At 59.6% G+C, this 20,245-nt stretch carries 18 protein-coding genes, 1 tRNA gene and 1 other RNA gene; 16 read left to right on the forward strand and 4 right to left on the reverse strand.

Annotated elements, in window-relative coordinates; genetic code table 11:
- The first annotated feature begins 68 nt into the window (after nt 1-68).
- The 13 genes from ftsH (at nt 69) to pnp (ending at nt 14,480) form a co-directional block, all read left to right on the forward strand.
- Nucleotides 69-1,985, forward strand: coding sequence for an ATP-dependent zinc metalloprotease FtsH (gene ftsH, locus ACZ0AI_RS22225; RefSeq protein WP_463563717.1), 1,917 nt, complete (start codon nt 69-71; stop codon nt 1,983-1,985).
- Nucleotides 1,986-1,993: 8 nt separating this feature from the next.
- Nucleotides 1,994-2,845: a dihydropteroate synthase gene (folP, locus tag ACZ0AI_RS22230; RefSeq protein WP_463563718.1), complete on the forward strand. Its 852-nt coding sequence runs from the start codon at nt 1,994-1,996 to the stop codon at nt 2,843-2,845.
- A 22-nt stretch (nt 2,846-2,867) separates the two neighbouring features.
- On the forward strand, nt 2,868-4,205 hold the full coding sequence (gene glmM, locus ACZ0AI_RS22235; RefSeq protein WP_042554894.1) for a phosphoglucosamine mutase: 1,338 nt from the start codon (nt 2,868-2,870) through the stop codon (nt 4,203-4,205).
- A gap of 65 nt (nt 4,206-4,270) precedes the next feature.
- The gene (tpiA, locus tag ACZ0AI_RS22240) at nt 4,271-5,026 is read left to right on the forward strand and encodes a triose-phosphate isomerase (protein WP_463563719.1); all 756 of its coding nucleotides are present in this window, start codon (nt 4,271-4,273) and stop codon (nt 5,024-5,026) included.
- Nucleotides 5,027-5,030: 4 nt separating this feature from the next.
- On the forward strand, nt 5,031-5,420 hold the full coding sequence (gene secG / locus ACZ0AI_RS22245) for a preprotein translocase subunit SecG (RefSeq protein ID WP_463563720.1): 390 nt from the start codon (nt 5,031-5,033) through the stop codon (nt 5,418-5,420).
- Nucleotides 5,421-5,430: 10 nt separating this feature from the next.
- Nucleotides 5,431-5,516: transfer RNA gene (locus ACZ0AI_RS22250), tRNA-Leu, on the forward strand.
- A 296-nt stretch (nt 5,517-5,812) separates the two neighbouring features.
- The gene (gene rimP / locus ACZ0AI_RS22255; RefSeq protein ID WP_463565999.1) at nt 5,813-6,271 is read left to right on the forward strand and encodes a ribosome maturation factor RimP; all 459 of its coding nucleotides are present in this window, start codon (nt 5,813-5,815) and stop codon (nt 6,269-6,271) included.
- A 66-nt stretch (nt 6,272-6,337) separates the two neighbouring features.
- Nucleotides 6,338-7,819: a transcription termination factor NusA gene (gene nusA, locus ACZ0AI_RS22260; protein ID WP_463563721.1), complete on the forward strand. Its 1,482-nt coding sequence runs from the start codon at nt 6,338-6,340 to the stop codon at nt 7,817-7,819.
- A gap of 26 nt (nt 7,820-7,845) precedes the next feature.
- Nucleotides 7,846-10,338, forward strand: coding sequence for a translation initiation factor IF-2 (infB, locus tag ACZ0AI_RS22265; RefSeq protein WP_463563722.1), 2,493 nt, complete (start codon nt 7,846-7,848; stop codon nt 10,336-10,338).
- A 109-nt stretch (nt 10,339-10,447) separates the two neighbouring features.
- Complete coding sequence (gene rbfA, locus ACZ0AI_RS22270) at nt 10,448-10,855, forward strand: 30S ribosome-binding factor RbfA (RefSeq protein ID WP_463563723.1); 408 nt, start codon at nt 10,448-10,450, stop codon at nt 10,853-10,855.
- 4 nt (nt 10,856-10,859) lie between these two features.
- Nucleotides 10,860-11,777 (forward strand): tRNA pseudouridine(55) synthase TruB, encoded by a 918-nt coding sequence (gene truB / locus ACZ0AI_RS22275; protein ID WP_463563724.1) that lies wholly within the window; start codon nt 10,860-10,862, stop codon nt 11,775-11,777.
- Between the two features lie 139 nt (nt 11,778-11,916).
- Nucleotides 11,917-12,186 (forward strand): 30S ribosomal protein S15, encoded by a 270-nt coding sequence (rpsO, locus tag ACZ0AI_RS22280; protein WP_042554902.1) that lies wholly within the window; start codon nt 11,917-11,919, stop codon nt 12,184-12,186.
- Nucleotides 12,187-12,374: 188 nt separating this feature from the next.
- The gene (gene pnp / locus ACZ0AI_RS22285) at nt 12,375-14,480 is read left to right on the forward strand and encodes a polyribonucleotide nucleotidyltransferase (protein WP_463563725.1); all 2,106 of its coding nucleotides are present in this window, start codon (nt 12,375-12,377) and stop codon (nt 14,478-14,480) included.
- Between the two features lie 195 nt (nt 14,481-14,675).
- Here the strand turns inward: pnp and ACZ0AI_RS22290 are convergent, their stop codons facing one another.
- The 4 genes from ACZ0AI_RS22290 to ACZ0AI_RS22305 all read right to left on the reverse strand — a co-directional run bounded on the left by ACZ0AI_RS22290 (nt 14,676) and on the right by ACZ0AI_RS22305 (nt 18,045).
- The gene (locus ACZ0AI_RS22290; protein WP_463563726.1) at nt 14,676-15,209 is read right to left on the reverse strand and encodes a BON domain-containing protein; all 534 of its coding nucleotides are present in this window, start codon (nt 15,207-15,209) and stop codon (nt 14,676-14,678) included.
- Nucleotides 15,206-15,799, reverse strand: a complete 594-nt coding sequence (locus ACZ0AI_RS22295; RefSeq protein ID WP_042554905.1) for a phosphoheptose isomerase — start codon at nt 15,797-15,799, stop codon at nt 15,206-15,208. Before ACZ0AI_RS22295 ends, ACZ0AI_RS22290 begins: the two co-directional genes overlap by 4 nt.
- 105 nt (nt 15,800-15,904) lie before the next feature.
- Complete coding sequence (locus tag ACZ0AI_RS22300) at nt 15,905-16,270, reverse strand: YraN family protein (protein ID WP_463563727.1); 366 nt, start codon at nt 16,268-16,270, stop codon at nt 15,905-15,907.
- Complete coding sequence (locus tag ACZ0AI_RS22305) at nt 16,267-18,045, reverse strand: penicillin-binding protein activator (RefSeq protein ID WP_463563728.1); 1,779 nt, start codon at nt 18,043-18,045, stop codon at nt 16,267-16,269. The genes ACZ0AI_RS22300 and ACZ0AI_RS22305 overlap by 4 nt, the downstream gene beginning before the upstream one ends.
- Before the next feature lie 171 nt (nt 18,046-18,216).
- Between ACZ0AI_RS22305 and rsmI the strand changes: the two genes are divergently transcribed.
- The 3 genes from rsmI to mraZ all read left to right on the forward strand — a co-directional run bounded on the left by rsmI (nt 18,217) and on the right by mraZ (nt 20,245).
- Nucleotides 18,217-19,089, forward strand: a complete 873-nt coding sequence (gene rsmI / locus ACZ0AI_RS22310; RefSeq protein ID WP_463563729.1) for a 16S rRNA (cytidine(1402)-2'-O)-methyltransferase — start codon at nt 18,217-18,219, stop codon at nt 19,087-19,089.
- A gap of 41 nt (nt 19,090-19,130) precedes the next feature.
- An RNA gene (gene rnpB, locus ACZ0AI_RS22315) (RNase P RNA component class A) lies at nt 19,131-19,488 on the forward strand.
- A gap of 301 nt (nt 19,489-19,789) precedes the next feature.
- Nucleotides 19,790-20,245 carry a division/cell wall cluster transcriptional repressor MraZ gene (mraZ, locus tag ACZ0AI_RS22320; RefSeq protein WP_013792660.1) on the forward strand — a complete coding sequence of 152 codons (456 nt, stop codon included), beginning with the start codon at nt 19,790-19,792 and terminating at the stop codon, nt 20,243-20,245.

Here is a 20,245-nt window from a genome sequence, read left to right on the forward strand (position 1 = left end):
ATAACTGGTCGTCATGCGAAGCACGCTTCGGCAAGGGGCCTGCTTCAGAGGGTAGCTAATTGAACGACATGGCAAAGAATCTGATCCTGTGGCTGATCATCGCTGCCGTCCTGGTTACGGTGATGAACAATTTCTCCAGTCCGAGTGAGACTAACAAGCTCAACTACTCGGAGTTCATCCAGCAGGTGCAGGATGGTGGGGTCAAGCGTGTCACCGTCGATGGTTACATCATCAGCGGCATGCGTTCCGACGGTTCGTCGTTCGAAACGGTGCGCCCGGCGATCCAGGATAATGGTCTGATCAAGGATCTGATGGATAACAACGTCGAGATCGTGGGTAAGCAGCCTGAGCAGCAGAGCATCTGGACGCAATTGCTGGTTGCCAGCTTCCCGATCCTGGTAATCATTGCCGTATTCATGTTCTTCATGCGCCAGATGCAAGGCGGTGCCGGCGGCAAGGGCGGGCCGATGAGCTTTGGTAAAAGCAAGGCGCGCCTGCTTTCCGAAGATCAGGTCAAGACCACTTTCGCTGACGTCGCGGGTTGTGACGAGGCTAAAGAGGAAGTCAGTGAGCTCGTCGAGTTCCTGCGTGACCCCGGCAAGTTCCAGCGCCTTGGTGGTCGTATTCCACGCGGTGTGCTGATGGTCGGCTCGCCGGGTACCGGTAAAACCCTGCTGGCCAAGGCGGTTGCTGGCGAAGCAAAAGTACCTTTCTTCACCATTTCCGGCTCTGACTTCGTGGAAATGTTCGTGGGTGTCGGTGCATCCCGCGTGCGTGACATGTTCGAACAGGCCAAGAAGCATGCGCCGTGCATCATCTTCATCGACGAGATCGACGCCGTTGGTCGCCATCGTGGCGCCGGCATGGGTGGCGGTCATGACGAGCGTGAGCAGACCCTCAATCAGTTGCTGGTAGAGATGGACGGCTTCGAAATGAACGATGGCATCATCGTCATCGCCGCGACCAACCGTCCGGACGTGCTCGACCCTGCGTTGCTGCGTCCGGGCCGCTTCGACCGTCAGGTGGTGGTCGGTCTGCCGGACATCCGTGGTCGTGAGCAGATCCTCAATGTGCACATGCGCAAGGTGCCGATGGGTGAGGACGTCAAGGCTGCGGTCATCGCCCGTGGTACTCCAGGCTTCTCCGGTGCTGATCTTGCCAACCTGGTCAACGAAGCATCGCTGTTCGCTGCTCGTTCGGGTAAGCGCGTCGTCGAGATGAAGGAGTTCGAACTGGCCAAAGACAAGATCATGATGGGCGCAGAGCGCAAATCCATGGTCATGTCGGACAAGGAGAAGCTCAACACCGCATTCCACGAGGCGGGTCACGCCATCGTCGGTCGTCTGGTGCCCGAGCATGATCCGGTCTACAAGGTCTCGATCATTCCCCGTGGTCGTGCCCTGGGTGTGACGATGTTCCTGCCAGAAGAAGATCGCTACAGCCTGTCCAAGCGTGCGCTGATCAGCCAGATCTGCTCGCTGTACGGCGGCCGTATCGCCGAAGAAATGACCCTGGGCTTCGACGGTGTAACCACCGGCGCGTCCAACGACATCATGCGTGCCAGTCAGATCGCCCGGAACATGGTTACCAAGTGGGGGCTTTCCGAGAAACTTGGCCCGCTTCTGTATGCCGAAGATGATGACCAGCCGTTCCTTCGTGGTGGTGGCGGTTCGTCCAGCTCCAGTGTGTCGGGTGAAACAGCCAAGCTGATTGATTTGGAGGTGCGCAGCATCATCGACCAGTGCTATGGCACGGCCAAGCGCTTGCTCGAGGAAAACCGCGACAAGCTTGATGCCATGGCTGAAGCCTTGATGAAGTATGAAACCATCGACGCTGATCAGATCGACGACATCATGAGTGGTCGCGCGCCGCGTGAGCCGCGCGATTGGACAGGTGGTGGCAGCGATGCCGGCAAGCCGGCAGCCAAGCCCGACGAAGCTGATCTCCCCGAGAAACCAATCGGCGGCCCTGCTGCCGAGCTGTAAGGCTTTTCATGTCCCATGCAATACCCCGGAACCGGCTGCCCTGTGGCAGCCGGTTTCTTGATTTGACCCGTCCCCAGGTGATGGGGATCCTCAACGTAACCCCAGACTCTTTCTCCGACGGTGGCCGCTTCGCCATGCGCGATGCGGCGTTGCGCCATGCCGAAAGCATGGTGCTGGCCGGGGCGACGCTGATCGATATAGGCGGTGAGTCCACTCGGCCGGGCGCCGCTCCCGTTTCCGTGGAGCAGGAGCTCGCGCGCGTGGCGCCGATGGTGGAAGCCATCGCCGCCGAGTTGGACGTGATCATCTCCGTCGATACTTCGACTCCGGAAGTCATCCGTGAGTCGGCCAGGCTGGGTGCCGGGCTGATTAACGACGTGCGCTCGCTGCAGCGTGACGGCGCGCTGCAGGCTGCTGCTGATAGCGGCTTGCCGGTTTGCCTGATGCATATGCGTGGTGAGCCCACCACCATGCAGCAGAGCCCGCAGTACGACGATGTGTTGGATGCCGTCGCGGCCTTTCTGCGCGAGCGTTTGGCAGTCTGCGAGGCGGCAGGCATTCCCGCAGAGCGTATCGTGCTCGATCCGGGTTTTGGCTTTGCCAAGACGCTTGAGCACAACCTCAGCCTGTTCAGGCGCATGCCTGCGCTGCAGGCGTTTGGTCTGCCGCTGCTGGTCGGCGTTTCACGCAAGAGTATGATTGGTGCCGTGCTGGGTCGCGAGGTCGATGGGCGCCTATATGGCAGTCTGGCCCTGGCGGCTCTGGCCGTTGCCAAGGGTGCAAGTATTCTGCGCGTTCACGATGTGGCGGAAACCGTCGACGTGGTGCGCATGGTCGCCGCAGTCGAAGCGGCGCAGTAATTAGAAAAAGGGAGTTGTCGTTTTGAGTCGCAAATATTTTGGCACCGACGGTATTCGTGGGCGCGTCGGTCACTATCCCATTACCCCGGACTTCATGCTCAAGCTCGGCTGGGCCGCAGGCATGGCCTTTCGCAAGCAGGGTAAGTGCCGGATTCTGATCGGCAAGGACACGCGAATTTCCGGCTACATGTTCGAGTCGGCGCTGGAGGCCGGTCTTTCTGCCGCAGGCGCTGACGTCATGCTGCTGGGGCCGATGCCGACCCCGGCGATCGCCTATCTGACGCGCACCTTCCATGCCGAAGCGGGCATCGTCATCAGTGCATCGCACAACCCTCATCATGACAACGGCATCAAGTTCTTCTCCGGGCAGGGCACCAAGCTGCCTGACGAAGTCGAGCTGATGATCGAGGAGCTGCTCGATGCGCCGATGACGGTGGTCGAGTCCGAGCAGCTCGGCAAGGTATCGAGAATCAATGACGCCGCAGGTCGCTACATCGAATTCTGCAAGAGCAGTGTGCCGACCAGCACCGATTTCGCAGGCCTCAAGATCGTTCTCGATTGTGCCCATGGTGCGGCCTACAAGGTCGCTCCGGCGGTGTTCCAGGAGCTCGGTGCTGAAGTTTCGGTGCTTTCCGCTCAGCCCAACGGGCTAAACATCAACGCGGATTGCGGCTCGACTCATGTCGAAAACCTGCAGGCCGAAGTCGTGTCGCGTCAGGCGGATCTGGGTATTGCCTTCGATGGCGACGCCGATCGGGTGTTGATGGTCGATCACACCGGTGCGGTGGTGGACGGTGACGAGTTGTTGTTCATCATCGCCCGTGATCTGCAGGCGCGTGGCAAGCTGCAGGGCGGTGTCGTCGGTACCTTGATGAGTAATCTGGGCCTTGAACTGGCCCTCGATGAACTGCAGATTCCCTTCGTGCGCGCCAATGTGGGCGACCGCTACGTGATCGCCGAGCTGCTGGAGCGCGGCTGGCAGCTGGGTGGCGAAAACTCCGGACACCTGGTGTGCTTCCAGCACGTCACCACGGGGGACGCCATCGTTGCTGCGTTGCAGGTATTGCTTGCCATCCGTCGGCGTGGGCAGAGCCTTGCCGAGGCGCGCCAGGGGCTGCGCAAATGTCCGCAGGTGCTGGTCAACGTGCGTTTCGGTGGCGGTGTCGATCCACTCAAGCACCCCGATGTTCAGGCTGCTAGTGACAGCGTCACCGAACGTATGGCGGGGCGTGGTCGTGTGCTGCTGCGTAAGTCCGGCACCGAGCCGCTGGTTCGGGTCATGGTCGAAGGCGAGGACGAAACGCAGGTGCGAGCCTATGCCAATGAATTGGCTGAGGTTGTCTCTCGAGTCTGTGTCTGATTCGGCTTGCCAGTCCACAATCGGTTGGGTAACATCTGCGCCCTCTTTGACCAACGAGGTAAAGCATGCGCCGCCCAATGGTTGCTGGTAACTGGAAAATGCACGGTACCCGCGCCAGTGTCGCAGAGCTGATCGGTGGTCTGAATCAGCAGGCGTTGCCTGCTGATGTCGATGTTGCTGTGTTCCCTGTCAGTGTTCATCTCGGTCAGGTTGTCGAGGGGCTGAGTGGTGTTGCCGTGTCGATTGGCGCGCAAGACTGTGCGGTCGAGGCGGGGCAGGGTGCGTTGACCGGAGAGGTATCGAGCGAGCAATTGCACGATGCCGGTTGCAGGTTCGTACTGATCGGCCATTCCGAGCGTCGCCTGATTCTGGGTGATAGCGAAGAGCAGGTCGTTCGCAAGTTCGCGGCGGCTCAGGTTGCTGGTCTCGTTCCGGTTCTGTGCGTGGGGGAAACCCTCGAGCAGCGCGAAGCTGGTGAGACGCTTGCAGTCGTCGAGCGTCAGCTCGATAGCGTGATCGACGCCCTGGGCGTTGCTGCTCTGTCGAGTGCTCTTGTGGCATACGAGCCGGTCTGGGCCATTGGCACCGGGCTGACGGCGTCGCCCGAGCAGGCTCAGGATGTGCATGCGGCGATTCGCTCTCGGGTCGCTGGCAAAGATGCGGATGTTGCAGGTGCTTTGAGAATTCTTTATGGCGGCAGTGTCAAGGCCGCCAATGCAGCCGAGCTATTCGGCATGCCAGATATCGATGGGGGGCTTGTGGGTGGAGCCTCTCTGAATGCGGATGAGTTCGGTGCGATCTGTCGCGCTGCAGGAAACTAAGAATATGCTGGAAACAGTCGTTGTGGTTCTTCATCTGCTGGGCGCGATCGGTGTGGTTGTGCTGGTTCTGCTGCAGCAGGGTAAAGGTGCGGATGCAGGTGCTTCGTTTGGTGCTGGTGCTTCGAATACCGTATTCGGTAGTCAAGGAACTACTACCTTTCTGAGTCGAGTTACTGCTATACTTGCCACCGCTTTTTTCATTACCAGCTTGGGGTTAGCTTACTTTGCTAATCAAAAGTCTGATGCGCTTGGTCAGGCTGGTTTGCCTGATCCGGCAGTGATGGAAGTGCCGCAGGAAAGCAAGCCTGCAGCAGAAGATGTACCGGTGCTTGAGCAGCAGCAGGCGCCAACTTCGGGGGAGCAAGATGTACCTCAAACCCCTGAAGAGCAGTAAGCGTTAATTTGCCGAGGTGGTGGAATTGGTAGACACGCTACCTTGAGGTGGTAGTGGCCATAGGCTGTAGGGGTTCGAGTCCCCTTCTCGGTACCAATTAAATGGAAGAGCTCGCTGTATGCGGGCTTTTCTGTTTCTGGAGGGTTGGTTGACCTGCGGGCCGGTTCGGTCGTATAATCCGCTCCCAGTTTTGACGCGGGTGGAGCGAATCGTCGGCGTCGGGCTCATGGCCCTGAGGTCACTGGTTCATCCAGCCCCCGTAGCCAGTATTAGTGGAGCCCCTTTCAAGGGGCTTTTTGCTAGCTGGTGGACAGATTTGCCGTCGCACGGACGGTTTTATGGATGGGCGTTTCGCCCATTTTTTATTTGCACAGCATGCGCGAGGGGTTCAGGTGTCGAGCAAGCTAGAACAGTTGCAGGCCTTGGTGGCCCCGGTAGTCGAGGCGCTTGGCTACGAGTGCTGGGGTATTGAGTTTCTGTCTCAGGGGCGGCATTCGCTGCTACGTATCTACATCGATAGTGCCAATGGCGTCCTTATTGAGGATTGCGAAAAGGTCAGTCGGCAGATCAGTGGTGTCCTCGATGTTGAAGACCCCATTGCCGCGGAGTACACCCTGGAGGTGTCCTCGCCCGGTATGGATCGGCCGCTTTTCACCTTGGCGCAGTTCGCCAGCCATGGCGGCGAGCAAGTAAAAATCAAGTTGCGCTCGCCGTTCGAAGGGCGCCGCAATTTTCAGGGTCTGCTCCGTGGTGTGGAGGAGGAAGACGTGGTGGTGCAGGTGGATGACCACGAGTTCCTTTTGCCGATCGATCTGATCGACAAGGCCAATATTATCCCCCGGTTTGATTGAGACACGGATCCCGCGGGGTTCGCGGAATGCGTGGATCCCAATGGATTGCGAGAGGCGAGGCGTACGATGAGCAAAGAAGTACTGCTGGTTGTTGAGTCGGTATCCAATGAAAAGGGCGTGCCGGCCTCTGTAATTTTCGAGGCGCTTGAGTTGGCTTTAGCCACGGCGACCAAGAAACGTTTTGAAGATGAAGTAGAGCTGCGCGTGGCGATCAATCGTCAGAGTGGCAACTATGAATCCTTCCGCTGCTGGACTGTGGTCGAGGAAGAGCATTTCGAAGATCCTGCGCATCAAGTGACCATCGACATGCCACGGGCTGTTGAGGCGAATGCCAAGGTCGGTGATGTACTCGAAGAAAAAATCGACTCCATCGAGTTCGGTCGTATTGCTGCACAGACAGCCAAGCAGGTCATCGTGCAGAAAGTGCGCGAAGCCGAGCGTGCTCAGGTTGTCGAAGCCTATCGTGAGCGTGTTGGCGAGATCATCGCGGGTACCGTGAAGAAGGTGACTCGTGACAATGTCATCGTTGATCTGGGTGCTAACGCGGAAGCGTTGCTGGCTCGCGAAGACATTATCCCGCGTGAAACTTTCCGGGTTGGTGTTCGTCTGCGTGCGTTGCTCAAGGAAATCCGTGCCGAGAATCGCGGCCCTCAGCTGATTCTGTCGCGTACTGCGCCAGAAATGCTGATCGAGCTGTTCCGCATCGAGGTGCCGGAAATCGCCGAAGGCCTCATCGAGGTCAAGGCTGCTTCGCGTGATCCAGGCTCGCGAGCCAAGATCGCGGTGCGTTCCAAGGACAAACGTATTGATCCGCAGGGTGCCTGCATCGGTATGCGCGGTTCGCGTGTACAGGCGGTCTCCGGTGAGTTGGTCGGTGAGCGCGTGGACATCGTGCTGTGGGACGACAACCCGGCGCAGTTCGTCATCAACGCCATGTCGCCGGCTGAAGTCGCGGCGATCATCGTTGACGAAGACGCTCATGCCATGGACATCGCTGTTGGCGAAGACAACCTCGCTCAAGCGATTGGCCGTGGTGGCCAGAACGTGCGTCTGGCAAGCCAGCTGACCGGCTGGACGCTGAACGTGATGACCGAAGCGGACATCCAGGCCAAGCAGCAGGCCGAGACTGGCGACATCCTGCAGAGCTTCATCGACGAGTTGGAAGTCGACGAAGAACTGGCCCAGGTGCTGGTCGAAGAAGGCTTCACCAGCCTGGAAGAAATTGCTTACGTACCGATGGAAGAGATGCTCAGCATCGATGGTTTCGATGAAGAAATCGTCAACGAACTGCGCTCGCGAGCGAAAGATCGTTTGCTGACCAAAGCCATCGCTACAGAAGAAAAGCTGGCAGACGCCCAGCCGGCCGAAGACCTCCTCGAACTCGAGGGTATGGACAAAGGCCTGGCGCAGGAACTGGCAGTGCGCGGTGTGGTTACCCGCGAAGACCTGGCCGAGCAGTCTATTGACGACCTGCTCGACATCGACGGCATCGACGAAGAGCGTGCCGGCAAGCTGATCATGGCCGCCCGAGCCCACTGGTTCGAGTAAGTTTTACGGCCTGAGGAGAGAAGTGCATGACGCAAGTCACGGTGAAAGAACTGGCCCAAGTGGTCGACACACCGGTAGAGCGCCTGCTGCAGCAGATGCGAGAGGCGGGTTTGCCGCACAGCAGTGCCGAGCAAGTTGTCACCGATAACGAGAAGCAGGCCCTGCTTGCTCATCTGAAGAGCAGCCACGGCGAGAAGAAAGCCGACGCGCCGCGCAAGATTACCTTGCAGCGCAAAACCACCAGCACCCTACGGGTCGCTGGCAGCAAGACCATTAGCGTTGAAGTGCGCAAGAAGAAAACCTTCGTCGAGCGCAGCAACGAAGAGATCGAAGCCGAGAAGCAGCGTGGGCTCGAAGAGCAACGCGCGGCTGCTGAAGCTGCTCGCCTGAAAGCCGAGGAAGAAGCCAAGCGTAAGGCTGAGGATGAGGCCAAGCGCCAGACTTCCTCGCCAACTGCCGGGCAAACACCTGCTGCCGAAGTGGCGCCAGCGCCAGTTGTTGCGCCGGTTGCTGCTCCTGCAGCCGATGAGCGTAAGAAGGACGAGCCGCGTCGCCCAGACAAGCCTCGTAACGATGACGCTAGCCGCCGTGATGGTGATCGCAAGACCACCCAGCACCGCCCGACCGTCAAGGAAAAAGCGCCTGCTCCGCGTGTGGCTCCGCGTTCCGTCGATGAAGAGAGCGATGGCTTCCGTCGTGGCGGCCGTGGCAAGTCCAAGCTCAAGAAGCGCAATCAGCATGGCTTCCAGAGCCCGAGCGGTCCGGTCGTGCGTGATGTTGCCATTGGCGAGACCATCACGGTTGGCGAGCTGTCCCAGCAGATGTCGGTCAAGGCCGCTGAAGTCATCAAGTTCATGTTCAAGATGGGGACTCCGGTCACCATCAACCAGGTTCTCGACCAAGAAACTGCGCAACTGATTGCCGAAGAGCTGGGCCACAATGTCAAGCTGGTCAGCGATAACGCGTTGGAAGAGCAACTGGCTGAGTACCTGAAGTTTGAAGGCGAGGCTATCTCCCGTGCGCCGGTCGTTACTGTCATGGGTCACGTTGACCATGGTAAGACCTCGCTGCTCGACTATATCCGCCGCGCCAAGGTAGCTTCTGGCGAAGCCGGTGGCATTACCCAGCACATCGGTGCCTATCATGTAGAAACCGATCGCGGCATGGTTACCTTCCTCGATACCCCGGGTCACGCTGCGTTTACCGCAATGCGTGCTCGTGGTGCCAAGGCGACCGATATCGTGATCCTGGTAGTGGCTGCTGATGACGGCGTGATGCCGCAAACCATCGAAGCGATCCAGCATGCCAAGGCTGCTGGTGTACCGCTGGTGGTTGCAGTGAACAAAATCGACAAGCCGGGCGCTGACCTCGACCGTATCCGCAGCGAGCTGTCGGTTCACGGTGTGACGTCTGAAGAGTGGGGCGGTGATACGCCGTTCGTGTCGGTCTCCGCGAAAGTCGGTACCGGTGTGGATGACCTGCTCGAAGCCGTCCTGCTGCAAGCCGAAGTGCTGGAACTGACCGCAACACCGTCGGCTCCTGGTCGTGGTGTGGTGGTTGAGTCCCGCCTGGACAAGGGTCGTGGTCCGGTAGCGACTGTTCTGGTTCAGGACGGTACGTTGCGTCAGGGTGACATGGTGCTGGTCGGCTCGAACTACGGCCGTATTCGCGCCATGCTCGACGAGAACGGCAAGTCGATCAAAGAAGCAGGCCCGGCGATTCCGGTTGAGATCCTGGGTCTCGACGGTACGCCAGAAGCCGGTGACGAAATGAGCGTCTTGGCTGACGAGAAGAAGGCGCGTGAAGTTGCGCTGTTCCGTCAGGGCAAGTTCCGCGAAGTGAAACTGGCTCGTGCGCATGCCGGCAAGCTGGAAAACATCTTCGAGAACATGGGCCAGGAAGAGAAGAAGACGCTTAACATCGTCCTCAAATCTGACGTCCGTGGTTCGCTGGAAGCGCTGCAAGGCTCGCTTGGCGGGTTGGGTAACGACGAAGTACAAGTGCGTGTGGTCGGTGGCGGCGTTGGTGGTATCACCGAATCCGATGCCAACCTGGCACTGGCCTCCAACGCTGTACTGTTCGGCTTCAACGTGCGTGCCGATGCGGGCGCACGCAAGATCGTCGAGCAGGAAGGTCTGGACATGCGTTACTACAACGTCATCTACGACATCATCGAAGACGTCAAGAAAGCGCTTACCGGCATGCTCGGCAGCGATGTTCGCGAGAACATCCTCGGTATCGCCGAAGTCCGCGATGTGTTCCGTTCGCCGAAGTTCGGTGCGGTCGCCGGTTGTATGGTGGTCGAGGGTACGGTTCACCGTAACCGTCCGATTCGCGTACTGCGCGACGACGTGGTGATCTACGAAGGCGAGCTGGAATCGTTGCGTCGCTTCAAAGACGATATGGCCGAAGTGCGTAACGGCATGGAATGCGGTATCGCTGTGAAGAGCTACAACGACGTCAAGGTCGGCGACAAGATCGAAGTGTACGAGAAGGTCCAGGTGGCTCGCAGCCTGTAATCGCGAGTCGCAATACGCAGCGCCCGGCCCCGCATTCGCGCGGCCGGGCGTTTGCCGCTTTTGAGTCCGATGCTTTTTCAGGCGTCGAGGCGAGTGGAAGGTAGCAAAGATGGCAAAAGACTATAGCCGTGCCCAGCGCATCGGCGACCAGATTCAACGCGAGTTGGCGCAGCTGATTCGCTCGGAAGTCAAAGATCCCCGCTTGGGGGGCTTGGTGACTGTCACTGCGGTCGACGTCAGTCGTGATGCCAGCCATGCCAAGGTGTTCGTCACCATCATGGGTGTCGAGCCCGAAGAGGGCGTCGATCCGGTTACGCAAAGCCTACGCGTGCTTAATGACGCCAGCGGTTTCCTGCGTATGCAGTTAGGTAAGGCGATGAAGTTGCGTAGTGTGCCGAACCTGCGGTTTCACTATGACGAGAGTGTTATTCGTGGCGCTCAGTTGTCAGCACTGATCGAGCGTGCGGTGACCGAGGACAGCAAGCACGCTGAAGATGATACCGAGGCCAAGGAGTAAGCGCGTGGCTCAGGTAAAGCGTATTCGTCGCAAGGTCGATGGCATCATTCTGCTCGACAAGCCCAAAGGCTTCAGTTCCAACGCCGCATTGCAGAAGATTCGTTGGTTGCTCAATGCCGAGAAGGCTGGACACACCGGTAGTCTGGATCCGCTTGCCACCGGCGTATTGCCGTTGTGCTTTGGTGAGGCGACCAAGTTTTCCCAGTACCTGCTCGATGCCGACAAAGGCTATGAGACGGTCATGCAGCTTGGCGTTACCACCACCACGGCCGATGCCGAAGGTGAGGTGCTCGAGCGTCGTGATGTGAACGTCGCTGCTGCCGATATCGAAGCGCTGTTGCCGCGCTTTCGGGGTGATATCAGCCAGATCCCGCCCATGTACTCCGCACTCAAGCGTGACGGCCAGCCGCTGTACAAGCTGGCTCGAGCAGGAGAAGTGGTGGAGCGCGAACCACGTTCTGTTACTATTGCGCGCCTGGAGTTGCTCGACTGCGCCGCCGACAAGGCGAGCCTGGCAGTCGATTGCAGCAAAGGCACCTATATTCGCACCCTGGTCGAAGATATCGGCCAGTTGCTGGGCTGTGGTGCCCATGTCGCCGAGCTGCGACGAGTACAGGCTGGGCCGTTCGGGCTGGTGCAAACCGTCAGTCTGGAAGAAATCGAGCGTGTGCATGCCGAGGGTGGTCATGAGGCGGTAGATCGCTTTCTGCTACCTGTAGACAGTGGTCTGGAGCATTGGCCGCTGCTGAGTTTCTCGGAGCACAGTGCGTTCTATTGGCTACAAGGGCAGCCTGTGCGTGCCGCAGACGCGCCGAAGTTCGGCATGGTGCGGGTACAAGATCACAATGCTCGTTTCATCGGTATCGGTGAAGTGAGCGAAGACGGGCGTATTGCGCCGCGTCGTTTGATTCGGTCTGTATGACCGTGGCGAGCTGCTCCGGCGGCTCGTATCGAGGGTGGCTGTTAATAGGCGCGGTCATACCTCCTTTAAAACACGGGAAGCTATTCCCGGCCTATTGAGGCTGTCGTTCGCGACAATCTCCAGATGAGAGGATGCCCACATGGCACTCAGCGTTGAAGAAAAAGCTCAGATCGTTAATGACTACAAGCAAGCCGAAGGCGATACCGGTAGCCCGGAAGTTCAGGTTGCTCTGCTGTCCGCTAACATCAACAAGCTGCAAGGCCACTTCAAGGCCAACGGTAAAGACCACCACTCGCGTCGTGGCCTGATCCGTATGGTTAACCAGCGTCGTAAGCTGCTGGATTACCTGAAGGGTAAAGACACCAGCCGTTACAGCGCCCTGATTGGTCGTCTGGGTCTGCGTCGCTAAGCAATGCTTATGCGCCGTTGACCGCAAAAGCTGGAAGTGAGCTCGCCTCGCTTCCAGCTTTTGTGTTTATGCTTCATCCGTTTTAACGTTTCACCCGTTTGGACAGCGCCGGGCCGACTCCCGAAGCCACTGCCCACGAATTCGCAAGAAACCGTTTCCCCAAAGGCAACAGAGAGAAGGAAAACACCGTGAACCCGGTAATCAAGAAATTTCAGTTCGGTCAATCGACCGTTACCCTCGAGACTGGCCGTATCGCCCGTCAAGCCTCCGGCGCAGTGCTGGTCACCGTTGACGACGACGTTGCTGTATTGGTTGCCGTAACCGGCGCTAAAACTGCCGACCCGAGCAAAGGCTTTTTCCCGCTTTCCGTGCATTACCAGGAAAAAACCTACGCCGCCGGCAAGATCCCCGGTGGTTTCTTCAAGCGTGAGGCCCGTCCTTCCGAGAAAGAAACCCTGACCTCGCGTCTGATCGATCGCCCGATCCGTCCGCTGTTCCCAGAAGGCTTCCAGAACGAAGTGCAGGTCATCTGCACCGTGGTTTCGACCAGCAAAAAGACCGATCCGGACATCGCTGCGATGATCGGTACCTCGGCTGCTCTGGCGATCTCAGGCATTCCGTTCAACGGCCCAATCGGTGCTGCACGTGTCGCTTTCCACCCGGAAACTGGCTACCTGCTGAACCCGAACTACGAGCAGCTCAAGGCGTCGAGCCTGGACATGGTCGTAGCCGGTACCAAAGACGCCGTACTGATGGTTGAATCGGAAGCCAAAGAGCTGACCGAAGACCAGATGCTGGGCGCTGTGCTGTTCGCCCATGATGAATTCCAGGTCGTTATCCAGGCTATCGCCGAGTTGGCTGCCGAAGCCGCCAAACCGACGTGGGACTGGCAGCCAAAGGCTGAAAACACCGCACTGCTCAGCGCTATTCGTAGCGAGTTCGGCGATGCCATCTCCCAGGCTTACACCATCACCGTCAAGCACGAGCGTTATGCCCGTCTGGGTGAGCTGCGCAATGAAATCGTTGCCAAGTTCTCTGGCGAAGAAGGCCAGCCAACTGCCGGCGAAGTCAAAGAAGTATTTGGCGAAATCGAATACCGCACCGTGCGCGAGAACATCGTCAACGGCAAACCGCGTATCGATGGCCGTGACACCCGTACCGTGCGTGGCCTGAACATCGAAGTCGGTGTGCTGGACAAGACCCACGGTTCGGCGCTGTTCACCCGTGGCGAAACCCAGGCGCTGGTCGTTGCCACCCTCGGCACCGCCCGTGACGCACAGCTGCTGGACACCCTCGAAGGCGAGCGTAAAGACCCCTTCATGCTGCACTACAACTTCCCACCGTACTCGGTGGGCGAGTGTGGTCGCATGGGCGCCACTGGCCGCCGCGAAATCGGTCACGGCCGTCTGGCGCGTCGCTCCATAGCTGCCATGCTGCCGGCTGCTGACGTGTTCCCGTACACCATCCGCGTCGTGTCGGAAATCACCGAGTCCAATGGTTCGTCCTCGATGGCCTCGGTCTGTGGTGCCTCCCTGGCACTGATGGATGCTGGTGTGCCGATGAAGGCGCCGGTAGCCGGTATCGCCATGGGGCTGGTTAAAGAAGGCGAGAAATTCGCCGTTCTGACCGACATCCTCGGCGACGAAGATCACCTGGGCGACATGGACTTCAAAGTAGCCGGTACCGCCAATGGCGTCACTGCGCTGCAGATGGACATCAAGATCCAGGGCATCACCGAAGAAATCATGGAAATCGCTCTGGGCCAGGCCCTGGAAGCGCGCCTGAATATCCTCGGCCAGATGAATCAGGTCATTGCTCAATCGCGTAGCGAACTGTCGGCCAATGCGCCGACCATGATCGCCATGAAGATCGACCAGGACAAGATTCGCGACGTCATCGGTAAAGGCGGCGCTACCATCCGCGGTATCTGTGAAGAGACCAAGGCTTCGATCGATATCGAAGACGACGGCTCGATCAAGATCTTCGGCGAAACCAAGGAAGCTGCAGAAGCCGCGCGTCAGCGCGTTCTGGGCATCACTGCGGAAGCCGAGATCGGCAAGATCTACGTCGGTAAGGTTGAGCGCATCGTCGACTTCGGTGCCTTCGTCAACATCCTGCCGGGCAAAGACGGTCTGGTGCACATCTCCATGCTCAGCGATGCGCGCGTAGAGAAGGTCACCGACATTCTGAAAGAAGGCGAGGAGGTCGAAGTGCTGGTACTGGACGTCGACAACCGCGGCCGTATCAAGCTGTCCATCAAGGACGTTGCCGCTGCCAAAGCTTCGGGTGTCTGATCCGGGCTGAAGCAGCCGCTACGAAAAAGCCAGTCAGGGTGACCTGACTGGCTTTTTTATGGGTGCTCGATAAAGACGTCAGGCGCGCTCAGGGATCGCGAATGTTGCCTTTTGGAGTGCCTTGCTGATGATCCGTAGACATAAAAAACGCCAGCCAGGCCAAGCCTGACTGGCGTTTGTGTTGCAGTGATCCGATCAGTCTGTGTATTGGAACAGTTTGATGATCTTCTGTACGCCCGAGCTGCTCTGCACGACGTTGCTTGCGGCATTGGCTTCCTGGCGGCTGACCACGCCCAACAGGTAGACGACGCCATTCTCGGTGATCACCTTGATGCGGCTACCTGGTACGCCGCTGTCGGCGAGCATCTGGGTTTTTATCTTGGTCGTCAGCAGTGAGTCGTTGCTACGGGCCAGCAGGGAGCTGGGTTGTTGTACCTGCATCTCGTTGTGCACTTTGCGCACGCCCTGTACGGTGCGCGCTGCCTGCTCGGCAGTGCTTTTCAGCTCTGCGCGCGGCGTCTGGCCAGCGATCAGGATCACGCCGTTGTAGCTGCTCACCACGATGTGCGAGGTGGGGCTAGCGAGATCAGCGTGCGCGCGGGTAATGGCGTTTTCGACATTGGGGCCGACGAACTGATCGTCGATCTTGTTGCCGATGCTGCGGCTGCCGCAACCGCCAAGGATGAGGCTGATTGCCAGTGCGGCGAAGATCAATGGTGAACGGGTCATTCTTCACTCCCAAACAGTTGACTGTCGATAAGGTCGCACAAGCAGTGGATGGCCAGCAAATGGACTTCCTGAATGCGTGCCGTGACCTTGGACGGCACGCGAATTTCCACATCTTCGGGGAGCAGCAGCGAAGCCATGCCGCCGCCGTCACGGCCGGTCAGGGCGACCACGGTCATTTCCCGGTCGTGGGCGGCCTGAATGGCCTGGATCACGTTGGCCGAATTGCCGCTGGTGGAAATCGCCAGCAGTACGTCGCCAGGTTGGCCGAGTGCACGGATCTGCTTTGAGAAGATCTCGTTATAGCTGTAGTCGTTGGCGATCGAGGTGATCGTCGAGCTATCGGTGGTCAGCGCAATGGCGGGCAGGCTCGGGCGCTCGCGTTCGAAACGGTTGAGCAGTTCCGAGGAAAAATGCTGAGCGTCGCCAGCGGAGCCGCCGTTGCCGCAGGAGAGAATCTTGCCTTCGCTGAGCAGTGCCTGAACCATCACTTGGCTGGCGTGCTCGATGAAAGGTGGCAGTACCTCCATCGCGTGATGCTTGGCTTCTATGCTGGCTTGAAACAGCTGGCGAATACGGGCTTGCATATCCATGTGGATGTTTTGACCTTGACTGTAACGGTACGCCGAGCGCGAGTGGCGCGCAGCGCTGTCGTTGAAAATGGCGGTGAAGCGGAGCGTTCGCAGCAAGCCGGGGCTTCAACTGTCGAAGGCGTTCCTGATCCACTCCAGTGGTGCGGGTTTGCCATGGCCTATGGCTATGACATCGAAACGACAGGGATGTTTGGCCCAGCGCTTCTCTTGCTGCAGAAACTGTGTAGCCGTGGCGATCAGCTTGTCACGCTTGCGCCTGTCGACGCTCTCGATCGCACCGCCCCAGGCGTTGTGTTTGCGATAGCGCACTTCGGCGAATACTACTGTATCGCCATCGAGCATGACCAGATCGAGTTCGCCGCGTTGGCCGCGCCAGTTATGGGCGATGTGTTTCAGGCCGTGAGTTTCGAGATGCTCGCGGGCGAGGGCTTCAGCCGCTCGCCCGCTGGCATGTCGAGGGTCGTCGCTCAAAGCGGAACGTCGGGCAGGCGCTGGATCTGCCCGCCACGAATTTCAGCCCAGGGCAGTTGACGCTCCACGCGTTGCGCTGGGTTCAGGCTGAGGCTGCCGGAAAGACCATCGATGCGGCTGTCTGGCAGGGCCTTGAGCTGGCCCAGGCGCGGCGCCAGGCGGAAGGCGTCGACGCCCATGGCGTACAGGCGGCCCATGCTGCCGCCAGCTTGCGGCCACTGGTTGTTGACCTGCTGGCGCAGTGGATCGTTGGCGTCCAGCAGCCACGGCGTTTCGCAGAAGCGAATGCCGTCGAGGTCACGATACTGGGCGGCATTCATACTGCCGTTGAACAGGTGCGAGGTCGCATAGACCGGCACTTCACCTGCGTACTGGTAGGCCAGGGTCGGTTTGATCTGTTGAGCCTGTTGCGGGGTGGCGGCAAGGAATATGAAGTCGACATCCTGGCGGCGGCTGGGCGCGGCGCCAGATGCCGAACCGCTGCCGCTGAGCTGGAACAGGTTGGCGATCTGCCGAGCCATGTCCACTGGCTGGTCGATATGTTCGGCGCCGAGGAAGGTGCCGCCGGCGGCCTGCCAGCTCTGCTGGAACGCTGCCAGAACGCGATCGCCCCAGTCACCTTTGGGAACCAGTGCGACGGCGCTGCGCTTGCCATCGGCCCAGGCGCGACGAGCGACTTCACGGGCTTCGTCTTCGGCAGCCAGACCGAACTGGAACAGTTGCTCCGGGCTTTCTGCGCTGGCTTCGCTGTAGTTGAGGGCCAGCGTGGTGATCGGCAGTTGCTCGCGATTGCCCAGTTGAGTCACCAGATTCTTCTCGAGTGGGCCGACGACCAGTTGCACGCCATCGGCCTGAGCCTGGCGGTAGAAATCATCCAGGGAGGTCAGGCGGGCACTGTCGTACAGCTGGATCTGCGGCTGCTTATCGCCGCTCTGCTGCGCCTGGTAGTGAGCGGCAAGGAAGCCGTCACGCAGTGCGCGCGCCACGGATGCCAGTTGGCCTTCCTGTGGCAGCAGCAGGGCGATCTTTTCCAGCGGCTGACTGGACAGCGCCTGCAGGTCGGCCAGGGCTTTCGGCAGTTGCTGGGCGGCGGGGTGGTTCGGGTGCTGAGCCAGCCAGTTGTCGATGGCACCCTGCTGCTGTTGCAGGGTGCCGATTGTCTTGGCGACCTGCGCCAGAGACAGCCAGCCGGCCAGATCGGCATCGTCGGCGCTGGGCGCCGGCTCGGCCGGCAGGCTGGAGACCAGGCTCCAGATCTGATCCTGGTTGCGCTGTGCCTCGTCGCCGCTCAGCAGCGGCGCGATGAACACGCGCTCACGGGCTGCGGCGAGAATCTGGCCATCTTTCTCGAGTGCGTTGGCGCGGGTCAGCTGGGTGCGTGTCTGCTGTTCGACCGGCAGTTCACCGAGGCGCTCAAGGCTGGGATGGGCGAGGGCACTGAGCGCTGCCTTGGCATCGTTGCGGGTCAGGGCCAATTCGGCAGCGAGCGTGCTGGCGAATATCTGCTGAGCCGGCTTGAGGGTCTGCAGGTCGACCTGGGCGAGAATGCCGCTGGCGCGCTCGGCGTTGCCTTGCTTGTAGGCCAGGTCGGCGGCGGTGAGGCGCAGCAATTGCGCGTCTTCGCTCTGGCTGGTACCGGCCTGCTGGAGCATCTGCTCGAGGCTGGCTTGAGGTGTGCGAGGCAGTTCGCCGAGGTTGGAGGTGGGCGAGCTGCTGCAGGCAACGAGCAAGCCGGCAAGGCAGAGTGCAGAGAGCGGACGCAGGCAGGCGATCATGTAAGCGATTCCGGTTCTTGAGCAAATGAACGCACAATTGTACCCAAGGCATGCCGTCGGCGCGATCTCGAAGGTGTTAACCGGTGCGCAGACAGCGGTATCGTCCGTCGGGAACCCCTCGTTTGTCGCACGCGTTACAATGAGCGCTTTCTGATTAGATGAGGCGCCGCCGTGACTGCTAGTGAAGCTCCCCGTTCCGCCACGGGCACCTTGTTCGTGGTGGCGACGCCTATCGGCAATCTCGACGACCTCAGCGCCCGGGCGCTCAAGGTGCTCAGCAGTGTCGCGCTGATCGCTGCCGAGGATACCCGGCACTCCGCGCGCCTGATGCAGCACTTCGGTATTGGCACGCAGCTGGCTGCCTGTCATGAGCACAACGAGCGTGATGAGGGCAGCCGCTTTATCGAGCGTCTGCGTGCGGGCGAAGATGTCGCACTGATTTCTGATGCCGGTACGCCGCTGATCTCCGATCCCGGCTACCACCTGGTGCGCCAGGCGCGTGCTGCGGGTATTCGCGTGGTGCCGGTGCCGGGCGCTTGCGCGTTGATCGCCGCGTTGTCCGCTGCCGGCCTGCCCTCCGATCGTTTCGTCTTCGAAGGTTTCCTGCCCGCTAAGAGCGTGGGGCGGCGCACCCGCCTTGAGCTGGTGCGTGAAGAACCGCGTACGCTGATCTTCTATGAGGCGCCGCACCGGATTCTGGAATGCCTGCAGGACATGCGCGACGTGTTCGGCGGCGAGCGCCAGGCCCTATTGGCACGCGAACTGACCAAAACCTTCGAAACCCTGCAGGGGCTGCCGCTCGAGCAGTTGTGCGAATGGGTGGCGGCGGATGCCAATCAGCAGCGTGGCGAGTGCGTGGTGCTGGTGGCCGGCTGGCAGGCGCCTGAAGACGAAGCTGCGGTCAGTGTCGAAGCGCTGCGCGTGCTCGATCTGCTGCTCGCCGAACTGCCGCTCAAACGTGCGGCGGCGCTGGCGGCGCAGATCACCGGGGTGCGCAAGAACCTGCTTTATCAGGCCGCGTTAGAGCGTCAGCAGGATGTTTGAACTTGTTCTCACTGTGCCCCAGCGGTTACCCTAGTCGGCGGAGAGTCGATCGGACAGTCGCTGCCGTGCTTCGTTCGCGAAGTGTGGGGGAGGAAAGTCCGGGCTCCATAGGGCGGAGTGCCAGGTAATACCTGGGGGGCGTGAGCCTACGGAAAGTGCCACAGAAAATAACCGCCTAAGCGCTTCGGCGCCGGTAAGGGTGAAAAGGTGCGGTAAGAGCGCACCGCGCGGCTGGTAACAGTCCGTGGCTAGGCAAACCCCACTCGGAGCAAGACCAAATAGGGTTCCATTGGCGTGGCCCGCGCTGGAACCGGGTAGGTTGCTAAAGACGTACAGTGATGTCCGTCGTAGAGGAATGACTGTCCTCGACAGAACCCGGCTTATAGATCGACTCTCCACCTCCTTTCGCTTTGCGCTCCATCCTCTCGTTTCTAATGCCGAAAAGATCTTACTCTTAACAAACTACTTTAAGTTTGTGGGTCAGGCTTCTGTATGTGCTTGTTTTTACCCTGACTATCACCCCGATACCTCCGTCACACTCCCTCCTTTATCCGCTAAATCTCCGTTCTATAAGGACTTTTCCGTTCTGGCGCGCCTTGACGGTGGGGTATGTGCGTTCCTATAGTGTGCTCCGGTGGTGGGAAGTGGCATGAAGTGGGTTTTTTTGGATGCAGATGGCTAATTAAGGGGGAACGCAACAGTGTTTCGCGGAGCTAACGCCATAAGTCTCGACGCCAAAGGGCGACTCGCGATGCCTAGCCGGTATCGGGACGAGCTCGTGTCGCGTTCGGCTGGCCAGCTCATCGTTACCATTGATGCCATCGATCCCTGCCTTTGTGTCTACCCGCTGCCGGAGTGGGAAATCATCGAAAACAAGCTGCGTGAGCTGGCGTCCTTCCGTGAGGAAAACCGCCGCCTGCAGCGTTTGCTGATTGGTAATGCCGTCGATCTCGAGCTGGACGGTAGTGGTCGTTTTCTGGTTCCGCCGCGTTTGCGCGAGTACGCCAAGCTGGATAAGCGCGCGATGTTGGTGGGGCAGCTAAATAAATTTCAACTGTGGGATGAGGATTCCTGGAATGCCGTGGCCGATGCCGATCTGGCCGCCATCAAGCAACCGGGTGCTCTTTCCGATGACTTACGTGACCTGATCCTGTGA

This window comes from Pseudomonas sp. AC355, from assembly GCF_979258205.1.

Coding starts and splice junctions, on each gene's coding strand:
- tpiA (WP_463563719.1), top strand. CDS start 4,271: ATGCGCCGCCCAATGGTTGCTGGTAACTGGAAAATGCACGGTACCCGC.
- ftsH (WP_463563717.1), top strand. CDS start 69: ATGGCAAAGAATCTGATCCTGTGGCTGATCATCGCTGCCGTCCTGGTT.
- ACZ0AI_RS22295 (WP_042554905.1), bottom strand. CDS start 15,799: ATGGATATGCAAGCCCGTATTCGCCAGCTGTTTCAAGCCAGCATAGAA.
- nusA (WP_463563721.1), top strand. CDS start 6,338: ATGAGCAAAGAAGTACTGCTGGTTGTTGAGTCGGTATCCAATGAAAAG.
- rpsO (WP_042554902.1), top strand. CDS start 11,917: ATGGCACTCAGCGTTGAAGAAAAAGCTCAGATCGTTAATGACTACAAG.
- rbfA (WP_463563723.1), top strand. CDS start 10,448: ATGGCAAAAGACTATAGCCGTGCCCAGCGCATCGGCGACCAGATTCAA.
- secG (WP_463563720.1), top strand. CDS start 5,031: ATGCTGGAAACAGTCGTTGTGGTTCTTCATCTGCTGGGCGCGATCGGT.
- ACZ0AI_RS22290 (WP_463563726.1), bottom strand. CDS start 15,209: ATGACCCGTTCACCATTGATCTTCGCCGCACTGGCAATCAGCCTCATC.
- infB (WP_463563722.1), top strand. CDS start 7,846: ATGACGCAAGTCACGGTGAAAGAACTGGCCCAAGTGGTCGACACACCG.
- folP (WP_463563718.1), top strand. CDS start 1,994: ATGTCCCATGCAATACCCCGGAACCGGCTGCCCTGTGGCAGCCGGTTT.
- ACZ0AI_RS22305 (WP_463563728.1), bottom strand. CDS start 18,045: ATGATCGCCTGCCTGCGTCCGCTCTCTGCACTCTGCCTTGCCGGCTTG.